The sequence below is a fragment of the Mitsuokella multacida DSM 20544 genome, assembly GCF_000155955.1.
Classification (GTDB): Bacteria; Bacillota; Negativicutes; order Selenomonadales; family Selenomonadaceae; genus Mitsuokella; species Mitsuokella multacida.
The window spans coordinates 697,536-715,214 of the sequence record NZ_GG697142.2 but is presented as its reverse complement, the minus strand read 5'-3'; the positions used below and the strand labels follow the sequence as shown (position 1 = coordinate 715,214).

General features: G+C 61.6%; 14 protein-coding genes. 3 read left to right on the top strand and 11 right to left on the bottom strand.

Annotated features, from left to right (window positions below):
* Positions 1-45 precede the first annotated feature (45 nt).
* From MITSMUL_RS10205 to mnmA, 9 genes are all read right to left on the bottom strand, one after another.
* On the bottom strand, positions 46-1,932 hold the full coding sequence (locus tag MITSMUL_RS10205) for a glutamine synthetase (RefSeq protein WP_005842399.1): 1,887 nt from the start codon (positions 1,930-1,932) through the stop codon (positions 46-48).
* Positions 1,933-2,114: 182 nt separating this feature from the next.
* A complete protein-coding gene (locus MITSMUL_RS10200) occupies positions 2,115-3,788 on the bottom strand; it encodes a hypothetical protein (RefSeq protein ID WP_147653008.1) in 1,674 nt (557 codons plus the stop codon).
* 10 nt (positions 3,789-3,798) lie between these two features.
* Positions 3,799-4,548, bottom strand: a complete 750-nt coding sequence (locus MITSMUL_RS10195; RefSeq protein ID WP_005842395.1) for an ABC transporter permease — start codon at positions 4,546-4,548, stop codon at positions 3,799-3,801.
* Positions 4,545-5,354, bottom strand: a complete 810-nt coding sequence (locus MITSMUL_RS10190; protein ID WP_244944597.1) for an ABC transporter ATP-binding protein — start codon at positions 5,352-5,354, stop codon at positions 4,545-4,547. Before MITSMUL_RS10190 ends, MITSMUL_RS10195 begins: the two co-directional genes overlap by 4 nt.
* Positions 5,355-5,373: 19 nt before the next feature.
* Positions 5,374-6,330, bottom strand: a complete 957-nt coding sequence (locus tag MITSMUL_RS10185; RefSeq protein ID WP_005842391.1) for an ABC transporter substrate-binding protein — start codon at positions 6,328-6,330, stop codon at positions 5,374-5,376.
* Between the two features lie 65 nt (positions 6,331-6,395).
* A complete protein-coding gene (locus MITSMUL_RS10180; protein ID WP_005842389.1) occupies positions 6,396-7,358 on the bottom strand; it encodes a hypothetical protein in 963 nt (320 codons plus the stop codon).
* A complete protein-coding gene (locus MITSMUL_RS10175) occupies positions 7,351-7,797 on the bottom strand; it encodes a DUF3783 domain-containing protein (protein WP_005842388.1) in 447 nt (148 codons plus the stop codon). Before MITSMUL_RS10175 ends, MITSMUL_RS10180 begins: the two co-directional genes overlap by 8 nt.
* Before the next feature lie 48 nt (positions 7,798-7,845).
* A complete protein-coding gene (locus MITSMUL_RS10170; protein ID WP_005842387.1) occupies positions 7,846-8,856 on the bottom strand; it encodes an NYN domain-containing protein in 1,011 nt (336 codons plus the stop codon).
* Positions 8,853-9,953, bottom strand: coding sequence for a tRNA 2-thiouridine(34) synthase MnmA (gene mnmA, locus MITSMUL_RS10165; protein ID WP_005842386.1), 1,101 nt, complete (start codon positions 9,951-9,953; stop codon positions 8,853-8,855). Before mnmA ends, MITSMUL_RS10170 begins: the two co-directional genes overlap by 4 nt.
* Positions 9,954-10,733: 780 nt before the next feature.
* On the opposite strand from mnmA, the gene MITSMUL_RS10160 reads away from it, so the two are divergent.
* Both MITSMUL_RS10160 and MITSMUL_RS10155 read left to right on the top strand, forming a co-directional pair.
* Complete coding sequence (locus MITSMUL_RS10160) at positions 10,734-11,993, top strand: tRNA(Met) cytidine acetate ligase (RefSeq protein ID WP_005842384.1); 1,260 nt, start codon at positions 10,734-10,736, stop codon at positions 11,991-11,993.
* A gap of 108 nt (positions 11,994-12,101) precedes the next feature.
* Entirely contained in the window at positions 12,102-13,349 is a 1,248-nt protein-coding gene (locus MITSMUL_RS10155; RefSeq protein WP_005842383.1) for an ATP-binding protein, read from the top strand.
* Positions 13,350-13,980: 631 nt separating this feature from the next.
* On the opposite strand, the gene MITSMUL_RS10150 is transcribed toward MITSMUL_RS10155, so the two are convergent.
* Both MITSMUL_RS10150 and MITSMUL_RS10145 read right to left on the bottom strand, forming a co-directional pair.
* The gene (locus MITSMUL_RS10150; protein ID WP_005842381.1) at positions 13,981-14,859 is read right to left on the bottom strand and encodes a diacylglycerol/lipid kinase family protein; all 879 of its coding nucleotides are present in this window, start codon (positions 14,857-14,859) and stop codon (positions 13,981-13,983) included.
* Positions 14,860-14,893: 34 nt separating this feature from the next.
* Positions 14,894-16,576 (bottom strand): putative polysaccharide biosynthesis protein, encoded by a 1,683-nt coding sequence (locus MITSMUL_RS10145; protein WP_050751677.1) that lies wholly within the window; start codon positions 16,574-16,576, stop codon positions 14,894-14,896.
* Positions 16,577-16,804: 228 nt separating this feature from the next.
* Between MITSMUL_RS10145 and MITSMUL_RS10140 the strand changes: the two genes are divergently transcribed.
* Entirely contained in the window at positions 16,805-17,572 is a 768-nt protein-coding gene (locus MITSMUL_RS10140; protein ID WP_005842377.1) for a DUF4931 domain-containing protein, read from the top strand.
* The last annotated feature ends 107 nt before the right edge of the window (positions 17,573-17,679 follow it).

Here is a 17,679-nt window from a genome sequence, read left to right as displayed (position 1 = left end):
CATCGCCGAAGCGGTGCCTTTTTATTGTTAGATTGCTTTGGGCAATCAGATCATGTTCTTGACATAGGAGTCGTAGAGGCTCTTGAGCTCTTCGACTTTGTCGTACATCTCGACCTGCAGGCCGGATGCGGTTGCGTAGTCGCCTTCGTTGAGGGCGTTGATGAGGAGCGTGAAGAGGGACTTCTCGTCGATGCTGTCCTTGGCGAGGTAGCTGCGGATGCCGTTGATCTTGTTCCAGTTGTAGGAATCGAGGTCGGTGACGAAGTCGGCCTTGGCTTCCTTGGCGGCGCGGACGATGTCGCGGTTCTCCGGGATGATGCGGGCGATGAGCTCCGTCTTCCAACGGGTCAGGGCACCGGCACGGAAGGCCTCGATGATCTGGTCGCGCAGGGCGCCGCCAGCCGTGATGACGGCGAGCTTAGCCGGGTAGTTCTCGAAGTTCTGCATGTTCTCCCAGACCGTAGCCGGTGGAGCACCGAAGAGGCGCGTGCGCTCTTCTTCCGTGTAGTCTTCGAAGACATCGTCTTCGCTGCGGTATGCGCGGTCTTTCTCAAGGTAGAAGCCCTCTTCGCCGGCATCCTTAGAGATCTCGGCGAGGCACTCTGCCGTCGTGTGCGTGGCGCAGGCCTTGACGCCGTCGAGGCAAGCCGAGTAGATGGCTGCGAGGACGAGGTACGTGTTCGTGTACGGGTTGCAGGCGCGCAACTCGAAGCGCGTTGCGTACGGGTTGCTGAGGTCGCGGATCAGGCCGGCGAGGATCGTGCGGTTACGCGACGGGATCTCCGGCGTATGGCCGAGGGACGTGACGACGCAGACCGGAGCCTCGAAGCCCGGCTTGAGGCGGTTGAGGGAATCGTTCGTAGCGGAGACGAACGGGTTGATGACCTCGTAGTTCTTGAGCAGGCCCATGAGGGAGCCGTAGCCGATGGCGCTCATGAAGTCTTTCTTCTGGTCGTCAGCCGTGAAGAGGTTGTGGAGCTTGCCGTCTTTCGTGATGGCAGCCATGCCGATGTGCGTGTGCTCGCCGTTGCCAGCCAGGCCAATCATCGGTTTTGCCTTGAAGTTGACTTCGAGGCCCATGCCGCGGAAGACTTCGCGGACGATCGTGCGGACGAAGAGCTCGTTGTCGGCAGCTTGCAGGGCATCGGCGAAGCGCCAGTCGATCTCGAGCTGCTCGCAGACGTGCGTCATGCGGCCACTCTCATCGATCTGTGCTTTGAGACCGCCGACTTCCTTGTGGCCCATCTCGACCTTGAAGCCGTATTTGTCGAGCACGAGCAGGCACTGCTCCATGGCCGTGCGGACGATGCCGTGCGTGCGCTCCCAGTACTGCTCCTGCAGGACCTGCGAAGCGGACATCTCTTCGATGGCAGCATCTTCAAGCGGCGTCTTGACCCAGAACTCGAGCTCCGTAGCGGAGGTGAACTGGATGTCCGTGACGTCCGTGCCGTTGACGCTCTCGATGCCGGAGATCTGCGGATGTGCCTTGAAGAGAGCCAGCAGCTCTTTCTTGACGTAAGCGAGCGTGTCAGCGAGGACGGCACGCGAATCGACGCGCTTGCCCTCGTGGATCAGGAAGGACGGGATGCGCAGCGTGCCAATCGGCTTGCCCGTCTCCTCATCGTAGTTCTCCATATTGTAGTCGACGAACCAGTTGACGGAAGGATCGACCGGCATATCGACTTTTGCGTTGTTCAGGGTGGCAATGCCCGTCAGCACGACGGAGGAACCATCTGTCTGGACAGCCGTGCCAGCATAGAACTCATCGATATCCTTGAGGAAGATGCGCATCGGGATCTTCTCATCCGTATCGTTACCGGCCATGTCGATGCCGACCAGCGAAACGAACTTGATCTCGGGATGTGCTTTGAGCGTGTTCAGGATTTCTTCTTTTTCGGAGTTTGCAGGAATCACATAAAGTAACTCGTCCATGTTTATACCACCCTTTTAAAAATTGAGCAACAAAAAAGCCACGCAGAAAAAACATCCGGATCATACGAATCGGAAGTATCACCTCTGCATGGCGCCATTGCCATATGACTATTCGTCTCGTACAAGCGCACTCGCTTGAACGACTCTTATGTTATCATAGTCTTTTTCATTTGTAAAGGGGCTCATCGTGTATACATGCTGCTTTCGCTGTTCATCTCACGCAGCAGGCGCGCGGACGCTGAGGAAGCATAGGCGTTGGGGCTCGTCCCGTAGACGCTCTGGAAGGCCTTCTCGCCATCGCCGTCGGCGAGGTTTGCGGCGCGCATCCACTTGGTGAAACTGCCCCAGCCGCGGCGCGCGAAGAGGTCGTCGGCGGCGAGCTCGGCGACGATCGAGCACGATTCATCGCCGAAGGAAGCGCAGGCCTGCTCGTAGGCCTGCGGCGTGGTCAGGCTGGCGGCATCGGGGAAGCTGCCCTTCTCCTGCAGCACGCTGTACCAGGTGCGGCGGTAGTCGGCGAGGCTGCCGAGGCCCTCTTCTTCGAGGCGCAGGGTGCCGATAAGGTAGGCTGCACCGCGCGCGAGCCAGGCGACTTCCTTCTCGGTGCCGCCCATGGCCTGCGCTTCCATGACGCGCGTGAGCATGACGCCCATGCTGAAGATCTGCTGGCGCTCGGAGTCGAGTGCCGCCGTGTCGAGGAAGAGCGTGCTGCCGTTCTCGAGCCAGAGGCTCTCGCCGACCGTCTTCTTCGCCTCGGCGGGCGTCATGTCGGAGTAGTCGCTGACGGCCCGCGCGAGGTCGTCCTTGCCATTCGCGAGCACGAGCGTGTAGCTGCCGTGCAAGGTCTGGCCGAAGCGGCGCGCGAGCAGCTGCTGGACGGCGCTGGCCTGCGCGGCGTAGAAGTCGGCCTGCCCCTCGGTGATGCCCTCGCGCGCATCGATCTGGATGCTGGCTGGCTGACTCTTCTGCTTCTGCCACCACGAGGCGAACTCCTGCAGGAAGTCGTCGAGCGTCAGGCCAAAGGTTTGCGCAAAGGCCTCCTCCCCTGTCATCCCTTCGCCGAGCGCCTCAAAGTAAGCGGCGAGCTTCTGGCCGCGCTGCGCCTTGGGGAAACGCTCGAGCAGCTGCACGGTCATCATGTCGGCCATGGCGTAGGCGTGGTACTCTTTGGCCATGATGGCCTTGCGCTCCTCGAACTCGAGGTGGATGAGCTGGTCGGGCCTTGCCGGATGCGGCGCGCCCAAGAGATCGTCGAGCACGCCCTGCTGCCAGCGCGCGAGCGTGCGGGCGCCGAGCTTCTCGGCCATCATGGCGCCGACGTAGTCGGCAGAGCCTTCCTCGAGCCAGAACAGCGCCGTCTTGTCGGTATCGCGCCCGTGGCTCATCTCGTACTGGAGCTGGTGGAAGAGCTCGTGCGCCGTCGTCGCATAGCGGTCGCTGTGGCTGTCCATGACGCCGGCCTTCGCGTTGACAGCCGTGACGTGCAGGCTGCCGCCCGACCAGCCGCCCGAGATGGCGGCCACCTGCCCGGCCTCCTCGTCGGAGAGCGAGAATTCCTCCCGCAGGATGCGGCGGTAGTCCGCATCGGAGGCGGCCACGTAGACGCGGACGGAGTGGCGGCGTGTGACGCCGAGCTTTTCCTGCGTCAGGCCATCGAAAGCCGCGGCGGCCTTCTGGACATCGGCGAGCGCCGCACCACTGCCCTCGACGTGGATGGCGCCGTCGTCGTGCTCGAAATGGCTCAGGAGGTCGTCGGCGAGCCGCTGGGCCTGCGGCAGAAGGTCTGGCGCATGGTAGCCCGCCCAGCCCGCGCCCAAAAGCAGGGCAAGAAGCACGAGGGCAAAGAGTTTCTTCACGGTCGTCGCCTCACTTCCGCTGCCAGCGACAGGCCGCGCGCTCAAAGACGTCGATGAGGCCGAAGAGCAGGAGGCCCATGGCGCTGAGGACGAGGATGCCCGCATACATCTCGAGGTAGTTGACGCGCAGCCAGGCGTCCATGATGTAGTAGCCCATGCCGTACTGCGTGCCGAACGTCTCAGTGAAGAACAGCACGGATACGGCCGTCGCCATCGCGACGCGCACGGCTGTGATGAATTTCGGCAAGGATGCGGGCAGGATGACAAAGCGGAAGACCTGCGCAAACGACGCGCCGAGCGAATAGAGCGGCGCATACCGCTCCTCCGGCAGCGTGCGGATGGCGTCGCGCACGGCCACGATGACCTGGAAGACGATGATCAGGAAGATCATGAGGATCTTCGAGAGCTCGCCGACGCCGGCGAGCAGCATGAGGATCGGCAGGAGTGCGATCTTCGGGATGGGGTACGTCAGGTAGACGACAGGCGAGAGATAGCGATCGGCCCGCCGGAAGTAGCCCATGAGGACGCCAAGCGGATAGCCGACGCAGACGGCCAGGCCGAGTCCCGCCGCGATGCGCCAGAGGCTCCATGCTGCATGTGCGAAGATGTCGCGCGAGAAGATGTGTGCGAGCCGCACGAGCACCTTGTCGGGCGTCGGCACGATGGGCAGCGCGAGCAGCAGCGCGATGGCCCACCAGAGCGCGAGCAGGAAGACGGCGGCGGCTGCGTAAGAGAGCAGCGTGTGTTGGATGCCCTTCATCGCCTCTCCTCCTCTCTTTGCTCATCGGTTTCATCTTGCATGCGCAAGGTCCGTATCTCCTCGCGCAGTGTACGGCTCATCTCGAAGAACGCCTGGCTGCTGCGCTGCTCGCGGGAGCCGCTGAGCGGGTTGTCGAAGACGCGCGCGATGCGGCCAGGATTAGCGGCCATCAGCACGATCTTCTGGCCGAGATAGAGCGCCTCCTCGACGTAGTGCGTGACGAGCAGCGTCGTCGTGTGCTGCTCGTGCCAGAGCCCGAGGAAGACGTCCTGCATCTCCTCGCGCGTGATGGCGTCGAGCGCCGAGAACGGCTCGTCCATCAGCAGGATGTCCGGCTGCAGCAGGAAGGCGCGCGCGAGGCTCACGCGCTGCTGCTGGCCGCCGCTTAATTCATGCGGGTAGCGGTCTGCGAGGCCTCGGATGTGCAGGGCCTCCATGAAGTGCAGCAGCCTTGCCTCATCCTCGGCCCTGCCCTTATGCCAGGTGTGGCGGATGCGGCAGCCGAGTACGATGTTCTCGCGCACCGTCTGCCACGGCAGCAAGCCGTAGTTCTGCGGCATGAAGCCGATGCACGATTTCTTCGGGTCAGCCTTCTCCCCCGCGATCGTCACGCAGCCGCTGGTTGGCTGCACGAGGCCTGCCACCGCTTTTAAGAGCGTCGACTTGCCGCAGCCGGAAGGGCCGATGATAGCACAAACCGTTCCTCGCGGAACGGTCAGGCTGACATCGGCGACGGCAGCTGCATCGGCGCGGCCTGCGGCCCTATAGCGGACCGTCAGGTGCTGGAAGGCTATCGTGTCCATCATGTCAGTATCCATCTTCAATTCATTCGCCGAGCAGATTGATGACGAGGTCATCATACCCGTACGTCTCCTTTACCAGATCTTTGGCATTGAGCCACTTGATGCAATCCGTCACATCCTGCTCCTTCGGCAGGGCTGCCTTGTGGTAGGTCGGCAGCTTCAGAGCCTCCTTGGCTGCTGCGGGGAAGCCGGCCTTCTCGATAACAAAGTCGATGTAGTCCTCGCGCGGTGCCGTGTTGAGGTAGTCGACGGCACGGTTGTAGGCGCGGTACATCGCCTGGATCTCTTTCTGCTTGTCCTTGGCGGCCTTGTCCGTGAAGAGGATGATGCCCGGATTGATGCCGAGGTCATCGGAACTCTTGACGAGGTGCGCACCGTTGTGGATGGCGATGCTGGCCATCGGCTCCGGCAGCGTCGCCGCAGCGAGCTTGCCGTTCTGCAGCATCTCGAGGCGCGTCGGGATCTGCGGGATGATGACCTTGTTGATGTCCTCACCCTTGAGGCCGTCCTTCGCAAGGATCTCATCCGTCACGTACTCGATGATCGTGTTGCGCGAGACGCTGACGTCCTTGCCCTGCAGGCCCTTGACGTCCACAGCACCTTCCGTCTTGCCCGCGACAAGCTTGTAACTGCCGTCTGTCGCCGAGGTGACCTTGACATCAAAGCCGCCATCCTTCGCAAAAGCTGCGGCGAGCATATCGGAGACCGCACCGTCGAGGTTGCCGCTCTGCAGCGCCGAGTCGCGATCCATCGCGCTCTTGAACTGCTTGAGGTCGACCTCGAGCCCTTCATCCGCGAAATAGCCCTTCTCCTCTGCAATCAGGAACGGCAGGGAGTCGGTATCCGGCATCAGGCCGATGGAGAGTTTCTGCATCTTGCCCGAGCTCGAGCTCTCCGGGGAGCTGCCTCCGCAGCCCGCGACCGAGAGCATGGCGACGGCTGCCAGACCGAGGCAGCACAATTGTTTCCAGAACTTCATCTTCTACTTCACCTTTCCCCTTATATCTATAGCACTGCATCGCATGTCGGTCAGCCTGTCGCCTGTCATTGGAACAGCAGGTTGCCGAGCATCGTGGCGCCCTCCTTGGCATAGGAGAGCACGGTGTCGATCGTGTCTTTGTTCTCTTCGTACGTACTCGCCGCCTTGTCCTTGACCTTGCCGGCCTCATTCTTCATGGCCTGCACATCGTCGAGCTTCTGCTGGACATCGTCGAGCATCGACTGGGCATCGTTGATGGACTGCTGCACGCTGGCGGCCGATGCGGCGGCGTCAGCGCCCTGCTGGCGATTCGCCTCGGCGGCCTGCTGCTTCTTCTCCGCCTGGCCCGTCACCTTGTCGAGGATCTTCTGGAAGCCCGACTCACCATCGACGCTCTCCTGCATGGCCTGGCTGCGCCCCTCGATGCGGCCCTGCTGGCGCTCGAGGTCGCGCTGCTGCTCCTCGAGTGCCTTCTTCTTGGCCTCGAGGTCCCGGCGCTGCTTCTGCAGGTCGCTCTCCTGTGCGTCAAGCTTCTGAGCGCGCTCCTGCATCTGCTGTTCCTGATGCTGGCGCTCGTTGTTCTGCAGGTCCGCCTGGTCCTGGCGGTAGCCCGCCAGCGCAAAGCCGATGAAGACGGCGATAAGGAAGCCGGCACCTAGGAGCAAGGCCTTCTTGTGGCGCAGGAACCAGCTCTGCTGCTTCTTGCGCGCCTCTGCCTGCTGCTTGGCCCGCTGTTGCAGGGCCTTGTCCGGCGTCAGCTCGCGCACATCGCTTATGGGCGCCTCATCTCCTGCCTGCGGGAAGGGCTGCTTTATCGGCGCCTCAGGCTTTCCCTGCAGGTCGTCCGGCAGCGGCGGCAGCTCCTGCGTGTTGTCGAGGCGCGCCGTCTCATCGAGAGCAGCCTGCGCGTCCGTTTTGCCTTTTATCGCCTTCGCATCGCTTGCAGCATCTGCAACTTTTGCCTCTTTTGCGGCATCTGCCTGTGCTGGAATTGCTTCTGTTGCTTCTGTGCGCGTTTCGTCACTCATTGCCTTCTGAAGCCTCGTTCTTCTTGTCCTTCTTCTCTTTTGCCTCTTCCATCTCGATCATCGCGGCGTGCTCCTTCTGCATCGTCTCGCAGAGGCGGCGCAGCGTCCAGAGCGTGTTGAACGGCGTGACGACCGACTTGTAGTGGACAGGCGGCACGCCCGCGTCCTTGAGCGCCTTGAGCACGGCGTCGAGGCGCTTGTTGCGGATGTGCTGCAGGACCATGACCTCGTGCGGGAAGACGAACGGGTCGTCCTCATAGTCCTCGGGATTCGCCGCGCGGAAGCCCTTGAGGCCCAGCAGGTAGCCGATTTTCTCGCGCCATGCCTCCTCTGGCAGCACCTTCGTGTGGATGCCGAGGCGGTGCAGCGTCTTCTGCGCCAGGGCGAGCTTCTCGTCATCGCGGAATTGGTAGAACAGGACTAGTTCTTCTCGTTTCATTTGTATATATCCTTTCCATCAATCATCCAATCAGTCAAGCATCATCGGTCAGTGGGAGAGACCGCGCATCAGGAGATACGTGATCAGCTCATCCATCGTGACTTCTTCTTCCTGCATGCGCGCCTCGAGCTGCTTGCGCAAGGTCTTCGGCAGGCGCACGGCAAACGTGCCCTCTGGCAGCGCGGCCGCCTTTGCCTTGTGCTCCGACTTGGCGGCAGGAGCTGCCGACGGTGCCGCAGCTGCAGGATTGACATGGGATGCCTGCTCGGGCTTCTCTGCCGCAGCAGCCTGCGGTGCAGCTTTGCTCTTGGCATTCTTGGCCGCCGCGTTTGCCGCAGCCTGCTCGTCGTTCGCTGTCTTGGCCGCCTTTACCGTCTTCGCGGCTTTCGCGGTCTTCGCAGCTTTCGTGGCTTTGGCCGCCTTTTCCTGCTTCTCGGCCTTCACCGGCTTCTCCTTCTCATTCTTTTCGGCTTTATTTGCCTTGGCCTTCTTGGACTTCACGTCTTTCTTCGGCTCGGCTTTCTTATTCGCTTTCGGCTCGGCCTTCTCGAGCGCTTCTTCGGCCTTCTCGGCCGTCTCTGCATTCTTGCGCGTGTGTTTCTTTCTCACGGTCTCTTTCTCCTCCGCTGGGTAAACGATGAATTCATCGTAGGCATTGCGCAGGGTCTCACTCGCCTGCTTCGTGCCGACGCCGATGATATAGGACTTCTCCTTCGAGTTGAGCATCTGCGCGATGCGCACGAAGTCCGAATCCGTCGTGATGATGAAGTAGCGGCGCACGCCCTCCTCGTAGAGCAGTTTCGCCGAATCGTAGAGGGCCGAGTCCAGGGAGTTCTTGCCGAGGAAGGTCCTGCTGATCTGGCGGAACGTGAAGCCCGGGCGGCGCAGGAGCTTCTCCCAGCGCTTCTGCTCCGGGCGCTCCTCCCAGTCCGAGATCACGATCGTGCGGCACGGCTGGAAGCGCCGTGCCTTGCCGAGCGTGTAGTTGAGCATCTCAAACGGCGCGTTCTCGATGTCGTAGAGGATGCCGACTGTCGTATTGCTGGATTCGAGTGTCATTCCGCCGCCTCCTTCCGAATCGCTTTCTCGATGATGCCGCCGCCGACGACCGTGTCGCCCGCGTAGAAGACGACCGACTGGCCCGGCGTCACCGCGCGCTGCGGCTCCGCAAAATGCACGCGGACCTTGCCGCCCGCGAGCGGCTCGACATGCGCGCGGCCCTCACGGCGGCCGTAGCGAACCTTTGCCGTGACCTCGATGGGCGCCTCGAGTGCATCGATGGCAATCCAGTTGAGGTCGCCCGCGATAAGGCCGTCCGAGAAGACATCTCCGGCCCCGCCGACGACGACGCGGTTATGTGCCATGTCGAGGTCCACGACGTAGAGCGGCTCCGGATGCGCGATGCCGAGGCCTTTGCGCTGGCCGATCGTGTAGAGCGGCACGCCCTCGTGATGGCCGAGCACATGGCCCTCCTTGTCGACGATATCGCCTGGATGCAGGCAGGAGGGATTCTTCGCGCGCAGGTAGGCCTTGTAGTCATCGTGCGGCACGAAGCAGATCTCCTGGCTGTCCGGCTTGTGGGCGACGGGCAGCTTGTAGCGCTCCGCCATCTCGCGCGTCTCCACCTTCGTGTAGTCGCCGAGCGGCATCAGGAAGTGCGCGAGCGACTGCTGGTTGAGGTGGTAGAGCGCATACGACTGGTCCTTGTGGGTGTCGATGCCCTTCTTGAGCACATAGCGGCCCGACTCGTCCTGCGCGATGCGCGCATAGTGGCCCGTCGCGACGTAATCCGCGCCGAGTTCCATGGCCTTCTGCAGGAGCCCCTCGAACTTGACGTAGCGGTTGCAGGCGATGCAGGGATTCGGCGTCCAGCCTTTCGCGTAGTCCGCGAGGAAGTAGTCGATGACTTTTTCCTGGAACATCTCCTTGAAGTTCATGGTGTAATGCGGGATGCCGATGATCTCCGCCACGCGGCGCGCATCGTCGACACTGCTGAGGCTGCAGCAGCCGCGGTCGTTCTCGTCAAAATCACGGCTCTCCTCCGACAGGCGCATCGTCACACCGATGGCCTCATAGCCCTGCTCCTTGAGCAGTGCCGCCGTAAGAGAGCTGTCCACGCCGCCGCTCATCGCGACGACTACTTTCTTTTTTGTCATTCCGTTATCGTATCCTTTCTTGTTTCACGTATCTATATATCGGCCAGGCCGATTTCCGTTGATTTCATTCTATGAAAAAGACAGCCCGATGACTGCCCGTATCTCTTAGTATACCATATCCGCGAGAAAAGCCCAAACAATTGGACGCGGGACGAGTGTTCTGCTAGACTGAAAGAGAGGGGATTCGCACCATCGATTCGTGGAGACTCGATACATCAACAAGGGGAGCGGGGGGATATGTTCCGGCTTCGTCACTCCGCTAAGTTTGCATCATCAGATTCGTGGATGCTCGATGCAATATGCAATGGCCGGGGGAACATGTTTCGGCTTCGTCGCTCCGCTAAAATGGCCCCCATGGCAGAAAAATGGGCCAAGGCACCTCGCCGCCTGCCGCGTCGTTCTCACATCCACCTTTCTCGCCACGATTCCGCGGGGGCCAGCCCTGCGGGCGGTCGCTCCGCTCCTGCAGGCGAAACACATTCCCCCGCCCTGAGTCCATGCGCCGCACGCCCCGAGCTTCAAAGCGCTCGTTTTGCCAGCGCTGCTAGGCAAGGAGGGGCCCTTCCGCTTGCAGGAACGGAGTGATTGCCCAACGGGATGGGACGCGTCGCATATCATCTTGCATCGAGATGTCAGAACGCCGCGGCAGGCGGCGAATGAGCATTGGGGAGGCGAACAACACATGCGTCCCATTTAACGGAGTGACGAAACCGGAAAGGCCCCCTCCCTGCCCCTGCACACTGTATCTAGTCTATCTCAACCCGAAAGGAGTCCTCCCTCATGCATGTCGTTGGCGTCATCGCCGAATACAATCCGTTTCATCAGGGCCACGCCTACCAGCTCCGGGCCATCCGCGAGCGCTTTCATGACGATGTGGCCATCGTCGCGGTGATGAGTGGCAGCTTCACGCAGCGCGGGGAGGCGGCCGTTCTCGACAAGTGGCGGCGCGCGGATCTTGCGGTGCGCGGCGGCTGTCAGCTTGTCTTGGAACTGCCCTTCCTCTTTGCCTGCCGCAGTGCGCAGGACTTCGCGCGCGGCGGCGTGCGCCTGCTGCAGGGGCTCGGCTGCGTCGACACGCTCGCTTTCGGCGCGGAGAGTCCGGACCTCGCGCCGCTCATGGAGGCCGCACGCGCCATCGACGCGCCAAAGACGCAGGCGGCGCTCCACGAGGCGCTGCGTGCGGGCGCTTCGTACGCCAAGGCACTGACCGCCATCCTGCTGGAGGCGAGCGGCCTTGCATCAGACCTCCTGCACCAGCCCAACAACATTCTCGCCATCGAGTACCTGCGCGCGATTCGCGGCTATGCGCAGGGCATCGAGCCGCTGCTCATTGAGCGGCGCGGTGCGGGCTATCACGAAGCCTCGCTCGGCCCCTTGGCGAGCGCCTCGGCCATCCGCGGAGAGCTCGCGAAAGCGCAGCCCGACTTTGCCTCGCTCAGGAACTCCCTGCCCGAGGCGACGTACGCTGCCATTCGCGCGGCTTTTCCCGCAGAGATTGCCTCGACCGAGCGCCTCTTCCGCCCGCTGCTCGCGCGGATGCTGACGATGCAGGGCCGCGAGCTTGAAGCCATCTTCGGCCTGCAGGAAGGCCTTGCGAACCGGCTGCTCGTCAAGAGCCGGCAGAGCCAGACGCTGCAGGAGCTCATCGCGGGGATGGTCACGAGCCGCTACCCCGCGAGCCGCATCAGCCGCATCGTCCCGCACCTGCTGCTCGGCACGGGCGAGCGCGCCGCCCGCGAGGCCGCAGAGACGGGCCCCCTCTATGCGCGCGTGCTCGCCTTTGACGAAGTGGGCCGCGAATTGCTGCACACAGTCAAGGAGCGCAGCACCTTGCCCCTCATCACCAAGGTCAGCACCGCACTGAACTCCCGCGAGCGGCTCGAAGGCGACCTGACACCGCTGCAGGCGATGCTCGCCCTCGACACGCGCGCCACTGAGCTGCGCGCCCTCTCACTGCCGGACAGTGCACCACCTGCAGCCTTGCATCAGACCGACTTCATCACGTCCCCGCATTTCATCAGGAATATCCCCGATACCTGATTTCTTCTTTACAGGTTTACAAGTATTCGAATGTAGAGTATAATATAATGATTATCTCGCAAAGTCAACATGTTTTCTCACATGTCTATTCCATAGGAGGATGATTTCATGTCTGAATACCCGAACCTGCACAAGCTGCTGATCTGCCGCAGCCTTCTCGATGACCCGGCCGTCCAGTCGCTGATGGCCGTGCTCGATGGCGACAAGTGCCAGATTGGCCCGTGCGCCGCGAAGATCATCGAGACGGCCGAGGACGTCGGCCTGCACGGCAGCCTGCTGCGCAGCTACCTCATCTACCGGCTCGTCCACAACCCCAACCTCGCTGCCCAGACCATCGAGATGCACGACAGCCCCGTCGGCGCGAGCCTCAAGCAGGCTTTCCTGCACGACCTCACGCTGCTCCTGCCCTTCCTGACCGAGCCCGCGAGCCTCTACCTCGACCTGCCGCTGCTCGACGATTACAAGCCGACCATGCCGCTCCAGACCGAAGCATCCGACGCGCTCGAGAACCTGCTCAAGGGCACCAGCACCGCCGAAGACTTCGCCGCGGCCCTGCTGCGCTACTACCAGAGCTTCGGCTACGGTGACATCGCCTCCTTCAAGGCCTTCCGCTGGGATGCCAAGCTCCAGCGCCTCATCGGCATCCGCCACTTCGAGGCCATGGAGATGGATGACATCATCGGCTATGCTCACCAGAAAGAGCAGCTGATCGACAACACCGAGGCCTTCGTCCAGCGCAAGCCCGCCAACAACGTCCTGCTCGTCGGCGCCCGCGGCACTGGCAAGTCCTCCGCCGTCAAGGCCCTCGCCAACGTCTACTACAGCCGCGGCCTGCGCATCCTGCAGCTCACCAAACCGCAGCTCAGCCACCTGCCCGACATCATGGACGCCCTGCGCTACTTCGCCAGCAAGCGCTTCATCATCTTCCTCGACGACCTCTCCTTCGAGGAGTCCGACGCCGAGTACAAGTACCTCAAGTCCGCCATCGAAGGCGGCGTCGAATCGCGCCCCGAGAACGTCCTCATCTACGCCACCTCCAACCGCCGCCATCTCATCCGCGAGAGTTGGCGCGACCGCAGCGAGAGCCAGGACGACGTCTACCGCGACGACAGCATGAACGAGACCATCTCCCTCTCCGACCGCTTCGGCCTGATCATCCAGTACTACGCCCCCGACCAGAAAGAATACCTCGCCATCATCGACCACATGCTGCGCAAAGAAGGCATCCAGCTCACGCCAGAAGAACTGCGCATCGCCGGCGTGCGCTGGGAAATGACCCACAGCGGCCGCAGCGGCCGCACCGCCCAGCAATTCGTCGCCCACTACCTCGGCCAGCTCGACGATCACGACGAATGATGATTTATGATTCGCACGATGAGTGGGTTTACATCGCGGAAGGGCCGGGGACATGTATTTCGGCTTCGGTCTTCCGCTGAATGAGCCCTATGATACGATCAGCAAGGATGTCACCTCGCCGCCTGCCGCGGCGTTCTGACATCCTTTTTCTATGCCTATACTGAGCGAGAGCTCAGCCCTTCGGGCGATCGCTCCAGCCCTGCAGGCGAAATACATGTCCCCAGCCTAGTTCATACCTACTTGGAGGCATCCCCCTCACTTCATACCTCAGAAGAGAACGCTGCGCACTCACTGCCAATTTGTACCTTAGGGCATTTCCCCGCCCCGCACACACACTTGCTGCGCTCTCCTTTACACTCTGTACCTCAGGGCGTGGGGATATCCTTCGCCTGCAGAAGCGAAGCGATTGCCCGCAGGGCTGGGGCCCAAGTAAGACCTACCTAGACCATCCAATGTAAGAACGCCGCGGCAAGCGGCGAATCCGCTAGATTCCAGCAAGCAAGCATAGGCCCCATTTAGCCGAACGCCGAAGCCGAAGGGGATCCCTCCTCCCCTGCACATTGAAAAAAGACTGCACATCTATTGCAACTGATGCGCAGCCCTTTTCTATCTCTTTCTCTTTGTGTAATTTTCAGCAGTAAATCGCCACTGCCCTCGGCACGGTCTCGATCGTCAGCGGCAGCATCGGCCCGCACTCTCCGTCGATGTCGCTCTCGACGGGTATCCCCGACTCAATGTGGAAGTGCTTCGCCTGCACGTGCAGCACGTCCTCGCGCTCCGACACGGGCTTGCCCGCGATGAGGTCCGCCGTGATGCTCATGAGCTTCGGGATGCTGCACTTGCCGATTGACAGCAGGTCGAGCTTGCCGTCGTCGACCGCCACCCCATTCGCCACGTTCTTCATGCTGCCCACGACCGGGCTGTTGATGATGACGAACAGGAACGTCTCGAGCTCGTAATGCGCGCCATCCGCCTCGATCTTGAGCGGGAAGTAGCGGAACTTCGGCAGGTCCCCGATTCCCTTGAGGTAGTAGGCCATCTTGCCGAGCGAATTCTTGATGCGCGCATTGACCTCGTGCGCGATGCAGGCCATCGCGCCACCACTCGCAACATTGATGAAATACGTGCCGTCCATGAGGCCGAGGTCCACGCGGCGCGTGCGGCCCGAGGCGATCGTGTCGAGATACGCCTCAAGGTCCGTGTTGACGCCGAGGTACGTCGCGAAGTCGTTCGACGTGCCGCTGCCGATGATGCCGAGCGGCAGGTCGAGATTGCCCTTCATCATGAGATTGACGATCTCGTGGACCGTGCCGTCGCCGCCCGCGACAAGCAGGCCGTCGGGATTCACCTCGCGCACGAATGGGATAAAGGCCTCATTGCCCTCCCGGCGCGTGCGGTAGAAGACGACGAGGATGCCGCGGCGCTGGAACGCCTCGACGATCCAGTCGAGCTTGTTCTTGAAGGCAGCATGCCCCGAAACAGGATTGTAGAAGAGCACGAGCTTCTTCAAAGTATGTTCCCCCTATTTTATACCATATCACATATCACGATTTGAACACGCCGATGCGGCGCAGGATGCGGATGCCGATGCGGCCGATCATCGGCATCCGTGCGAGGTCGTCCTCGAGCAGGCCGCCGACGAGCAACATGGTCGCGATGTAGACGAAGCAGCCGAAGAAGACTGCGCCGAACGTCGAGATGGCGCCGATGTTCCACCAGGCCATCGTCCAGTCATAGAAGAAGTAGACCGCGACCGCCATGACCGCCGCAGCAAACAGCGTTTTGAGGAGCTGCGGAATCTCCATGCGGTAACCGATGAACTTGTAGATGAAGAACAGGTTGATGATGGCCGCGACACCCATGTCCGCCGCCGTCGCCCAGGCCGCACCCATGATGCCGAGCCACGGCAGTGCCGTGAGTTCCCAGTTCAGGATGACCTTGGCCGCCGCCGCGAGGATCATGTTGACCATCGGGATGGTCGGATGACCGAGGCCCTGCAGGATGCCCGTCGAGACCTGATGCAGGCCGAGCAGCACGATGCTGAAGGCCGAGATCATGACCGCTGGGCCAGCGCCCGGCGCATTGTAAATGAGTGACGAGATCGGCGTCGCGAGCACGAAGACGATGACGAAGGCTGGGAAGCAGACGAAGTTCGAGATGCGCACCGAGGCCGCCGTCTGGTTGTAGACGCGCTTCATGTCGCGCAGCGCCCGCGCCTCCGAGATGGCCGGCACGATGCTCATGGCCATCGAGGCCGTGATGATGCACGAGAGGTTGACGAGCGGCACCGCCATGCCCGTCAGGTAGCCGAAGAGCTCCGTCGCCTCATTGACGCTGTAGCCCGCGACTTCGAGGCGTTGCGGCACGATCATGAGGTCGAGGTTCGAGACGACCGGCAGCATGATGCTCGCCGCCGAGACCGGCAGCGACAGCATGAAGATACGGCGCATGATCTTGAGCACCGGTTCATGCTCCGTGCCCGGCAGTGGCTTGATGTCATGGCCGTAGTCGCGCTCGATGTCGCGGTCGAGCTTCCAGTGGTAGTAGACGAGCACGATGAGGCCCGTGACCGCACCGGCAAAGGCGCCGAGCGAGGCACCGGCCGACGCGTACTCGAGGCCCCAGGGCAGGAAGAGCTGCGCCAAGAGAATCATCGTGATGACGCGGAAAATCTGCTCCACGATCTGCGAGACCGCTGTCGGCGTCATGCGCTGCCAGCCCTGCAGGTAGCCGCGCGAGGCCGCGAGCAGCGTGACAAAGAAGACCGTCGGCGCGAGCACGACCATCGAGAGGTACGCGCGCGCATCGCGGATGAAGTGCCACTCGATGAGCCAGTCCGCCGCGAAGTACGTCAGCACCGAGAACAGAAGGCCCGTGACGAGCATGAGCCCCATCGAGATGCGGAAGACGCGCTTCGCGCCGTAGATGTCCTTGAGCGCCACGCGCTCCGCCGTGATGATGGAGATGGCCACCGGCACACCGGCCTGTGAGACCGTCATCGCGAAGAAATAGATTGGGAAGGCCATCTGGTAGAGGCCGATACCTTCACCGCCGAGGATACGCGACACGAAGATCCAGTTGAGGGAGCCGATGACCTTGACGACAAAGCCGGCAATCGTCAGGATGAACGTGCCCTTGAGGAAGGACTCTCCCTTGCTTGACTTCTTGCCCTCGTCCGAGGACTTGTTGGAGCCTTGGGCTTCTTGAGGCTGCTGTGCCGCCTGCACATTTGCCTCTACATCTTGCTTGCTAATGGAAAACACCGCCTACGTGCATAGAATTTGCTGGAATCAGGAATTTCGGGAAAGAAGAAAGGCAGGTTCCCCCGCCTCTCGCAAATTGCAAAAATACCAGTATACCGCTATAATGGTACTCAACATTGAGATTATATCATTATTGGGCGAATCAATCCAGTAATTTCTTGACAAATATACGAAGACAGGAAGGAAGTCAGCATGGACATCAATCTCATGGGCTTCGACGTCAGCGCAGCCCGCCAGAAACCCGAAACCATCCGCCACAAAGAAGAGTCGTGCCCGTTCTGCGACCGCGAGCACCTGACTGGCGTCATCGAGACCGAGGGAGACATGGTCTTCCTGCGCAACAAGTACAACGTCATCGAAGGCGCCGACCAGTTCGTGCTCATCGAGGGGCGCGAATGTCACAGCGACATGCCCTCCTATACGAAGGAGCACATGCACGCACTCATCCGCTTCGGCCTGCGCATGTGGCAGCGGCTCAAGGAGAGCGGCCGCTACGAGGCCGTGCTCTTCTTCAAGAACTACGGCCCGCTCTCCGGCGGCACCATCCGCCATCCGCACATGCAGCTCATCGGCCTGCCGCACGTCAAGAAGGAGCTGCTCTGCCGCCCCGAGGAGTTCGAGGGCCCCGTCATCCACGAGCAAGACGGCGTCACGCTCAACGTCTCCGACGTGCCGCGCATCGGCTTCTGGGAGTTCAATATCCTGCCGCCTGAGGACCTGACGCCGGCCGCCATCGATACAACGGCTGACTTCATCCAGATCATCGTCGACTTCCTCACGCACCACTTCGGCAGCCAGACGCAGAGCTACAACATCTTCTTCTACGACCTCGGCGGCCGCATCGCCGTCAAGCTGCTGCCGCGCTTCGCCACGCCGCCGATCTTCGTCGGCTACGGCATCCACTTCCGCCCGAGCAGCCTCGATGAAGCCATCCACGCCATACAGGAGCGCTACTTCTGAATGGCGGAACCCTTCCGAACTGCCGAGTTCCTGATGATCGGACTGTCCGACTGCGACTTAGGGCGACCACCTTTTGACAAAAGTGATTGCGGTGCGTTATAATAGCA

Excerpts from the sequence above, each read along its gene's own strand:
- MITSMUL_RS10205 (WP_005842399.1), bottom strand. The coding sequence starts at position 1,932 with ATGGACGAGTTACTTTATGTGATTCCTGCAAACTCCGAAAAAGAAGAA.
- MITSMUL_RS10195 (WP_005842395.1), bottom strand. The coding sequence starts at position 4,548 with ATGAAGGGCATCCAACACACGCTGCTCTCTTACGCAGCCGCCGCCGTC.
- MITSMUL_RS10190 (WP_244944597.1), bottom strand. The coding sequence starts at position 5,354 with ATGATGGACACGATAGCCTTCCAGCACCTGACGGTCCGCTATAGGGCC.
- MITSMUL_RS10185 (WP_005842391.1), bottom strand. The coding sequence starts at position 6,330 with ATGAAGTTCTGGAAACAATTGTGCTGCCTCGGTCTGGCAGCCGTCGCC.
- MITSMUL_RS10180 (WP_005842389.1), bottom strand. The coding sequence starts at position 7,358 with ATGAGTGACGAAACGCGCACAGAAGCAACAGAAGCAATTCCAGCACAG.
- MITSMUL_RS10175 (WP_005842388.1), bottom strand. The coding sequence starts at position 7,797 with ATGAAACGAGAAGAACTAGTCCTGTTCTACCAATTCCGCGATGACGAG.
- MITSMUL_RS10170 (WP_005842387.1), bottom strand. The coding sequence starts at position 8,856 with ATGACACTCGAATCCAGCAATACGACAGTCGGCATCCTCTACGACATC.
- mnmA (WP_005842386.1), bottom strand. The coding sequence starts at position 9,953 with ATGACAAAAAAGAAAGTAGTCGTCGCGATGAGCGGCGGCGTGGACAGC.
- MITSMUL_RS10160 (WP_005842384.1), top strand. The coding sequence starts at position 10,734 with ATGCATGTCGTTGGCGTCATCGCCGAATACAATCCGTTTCATCAGGGC.
- MITSMUL_RS10155 (WP_005842383.1), top strand. The coding sequence starts at position 12,102 with ATGTCTGAATACCCGAACCTGCACAAGCTGCTGATCTGCCGCAGCCTT.
- MITSMUL_RS10140 (WP_005842377.1), top strand. The coding sequence starts at position 16,805 with ATGGACATCAATCTCATGGGCTTCGACGTCAGCGCAGCCCGCCAGAAA.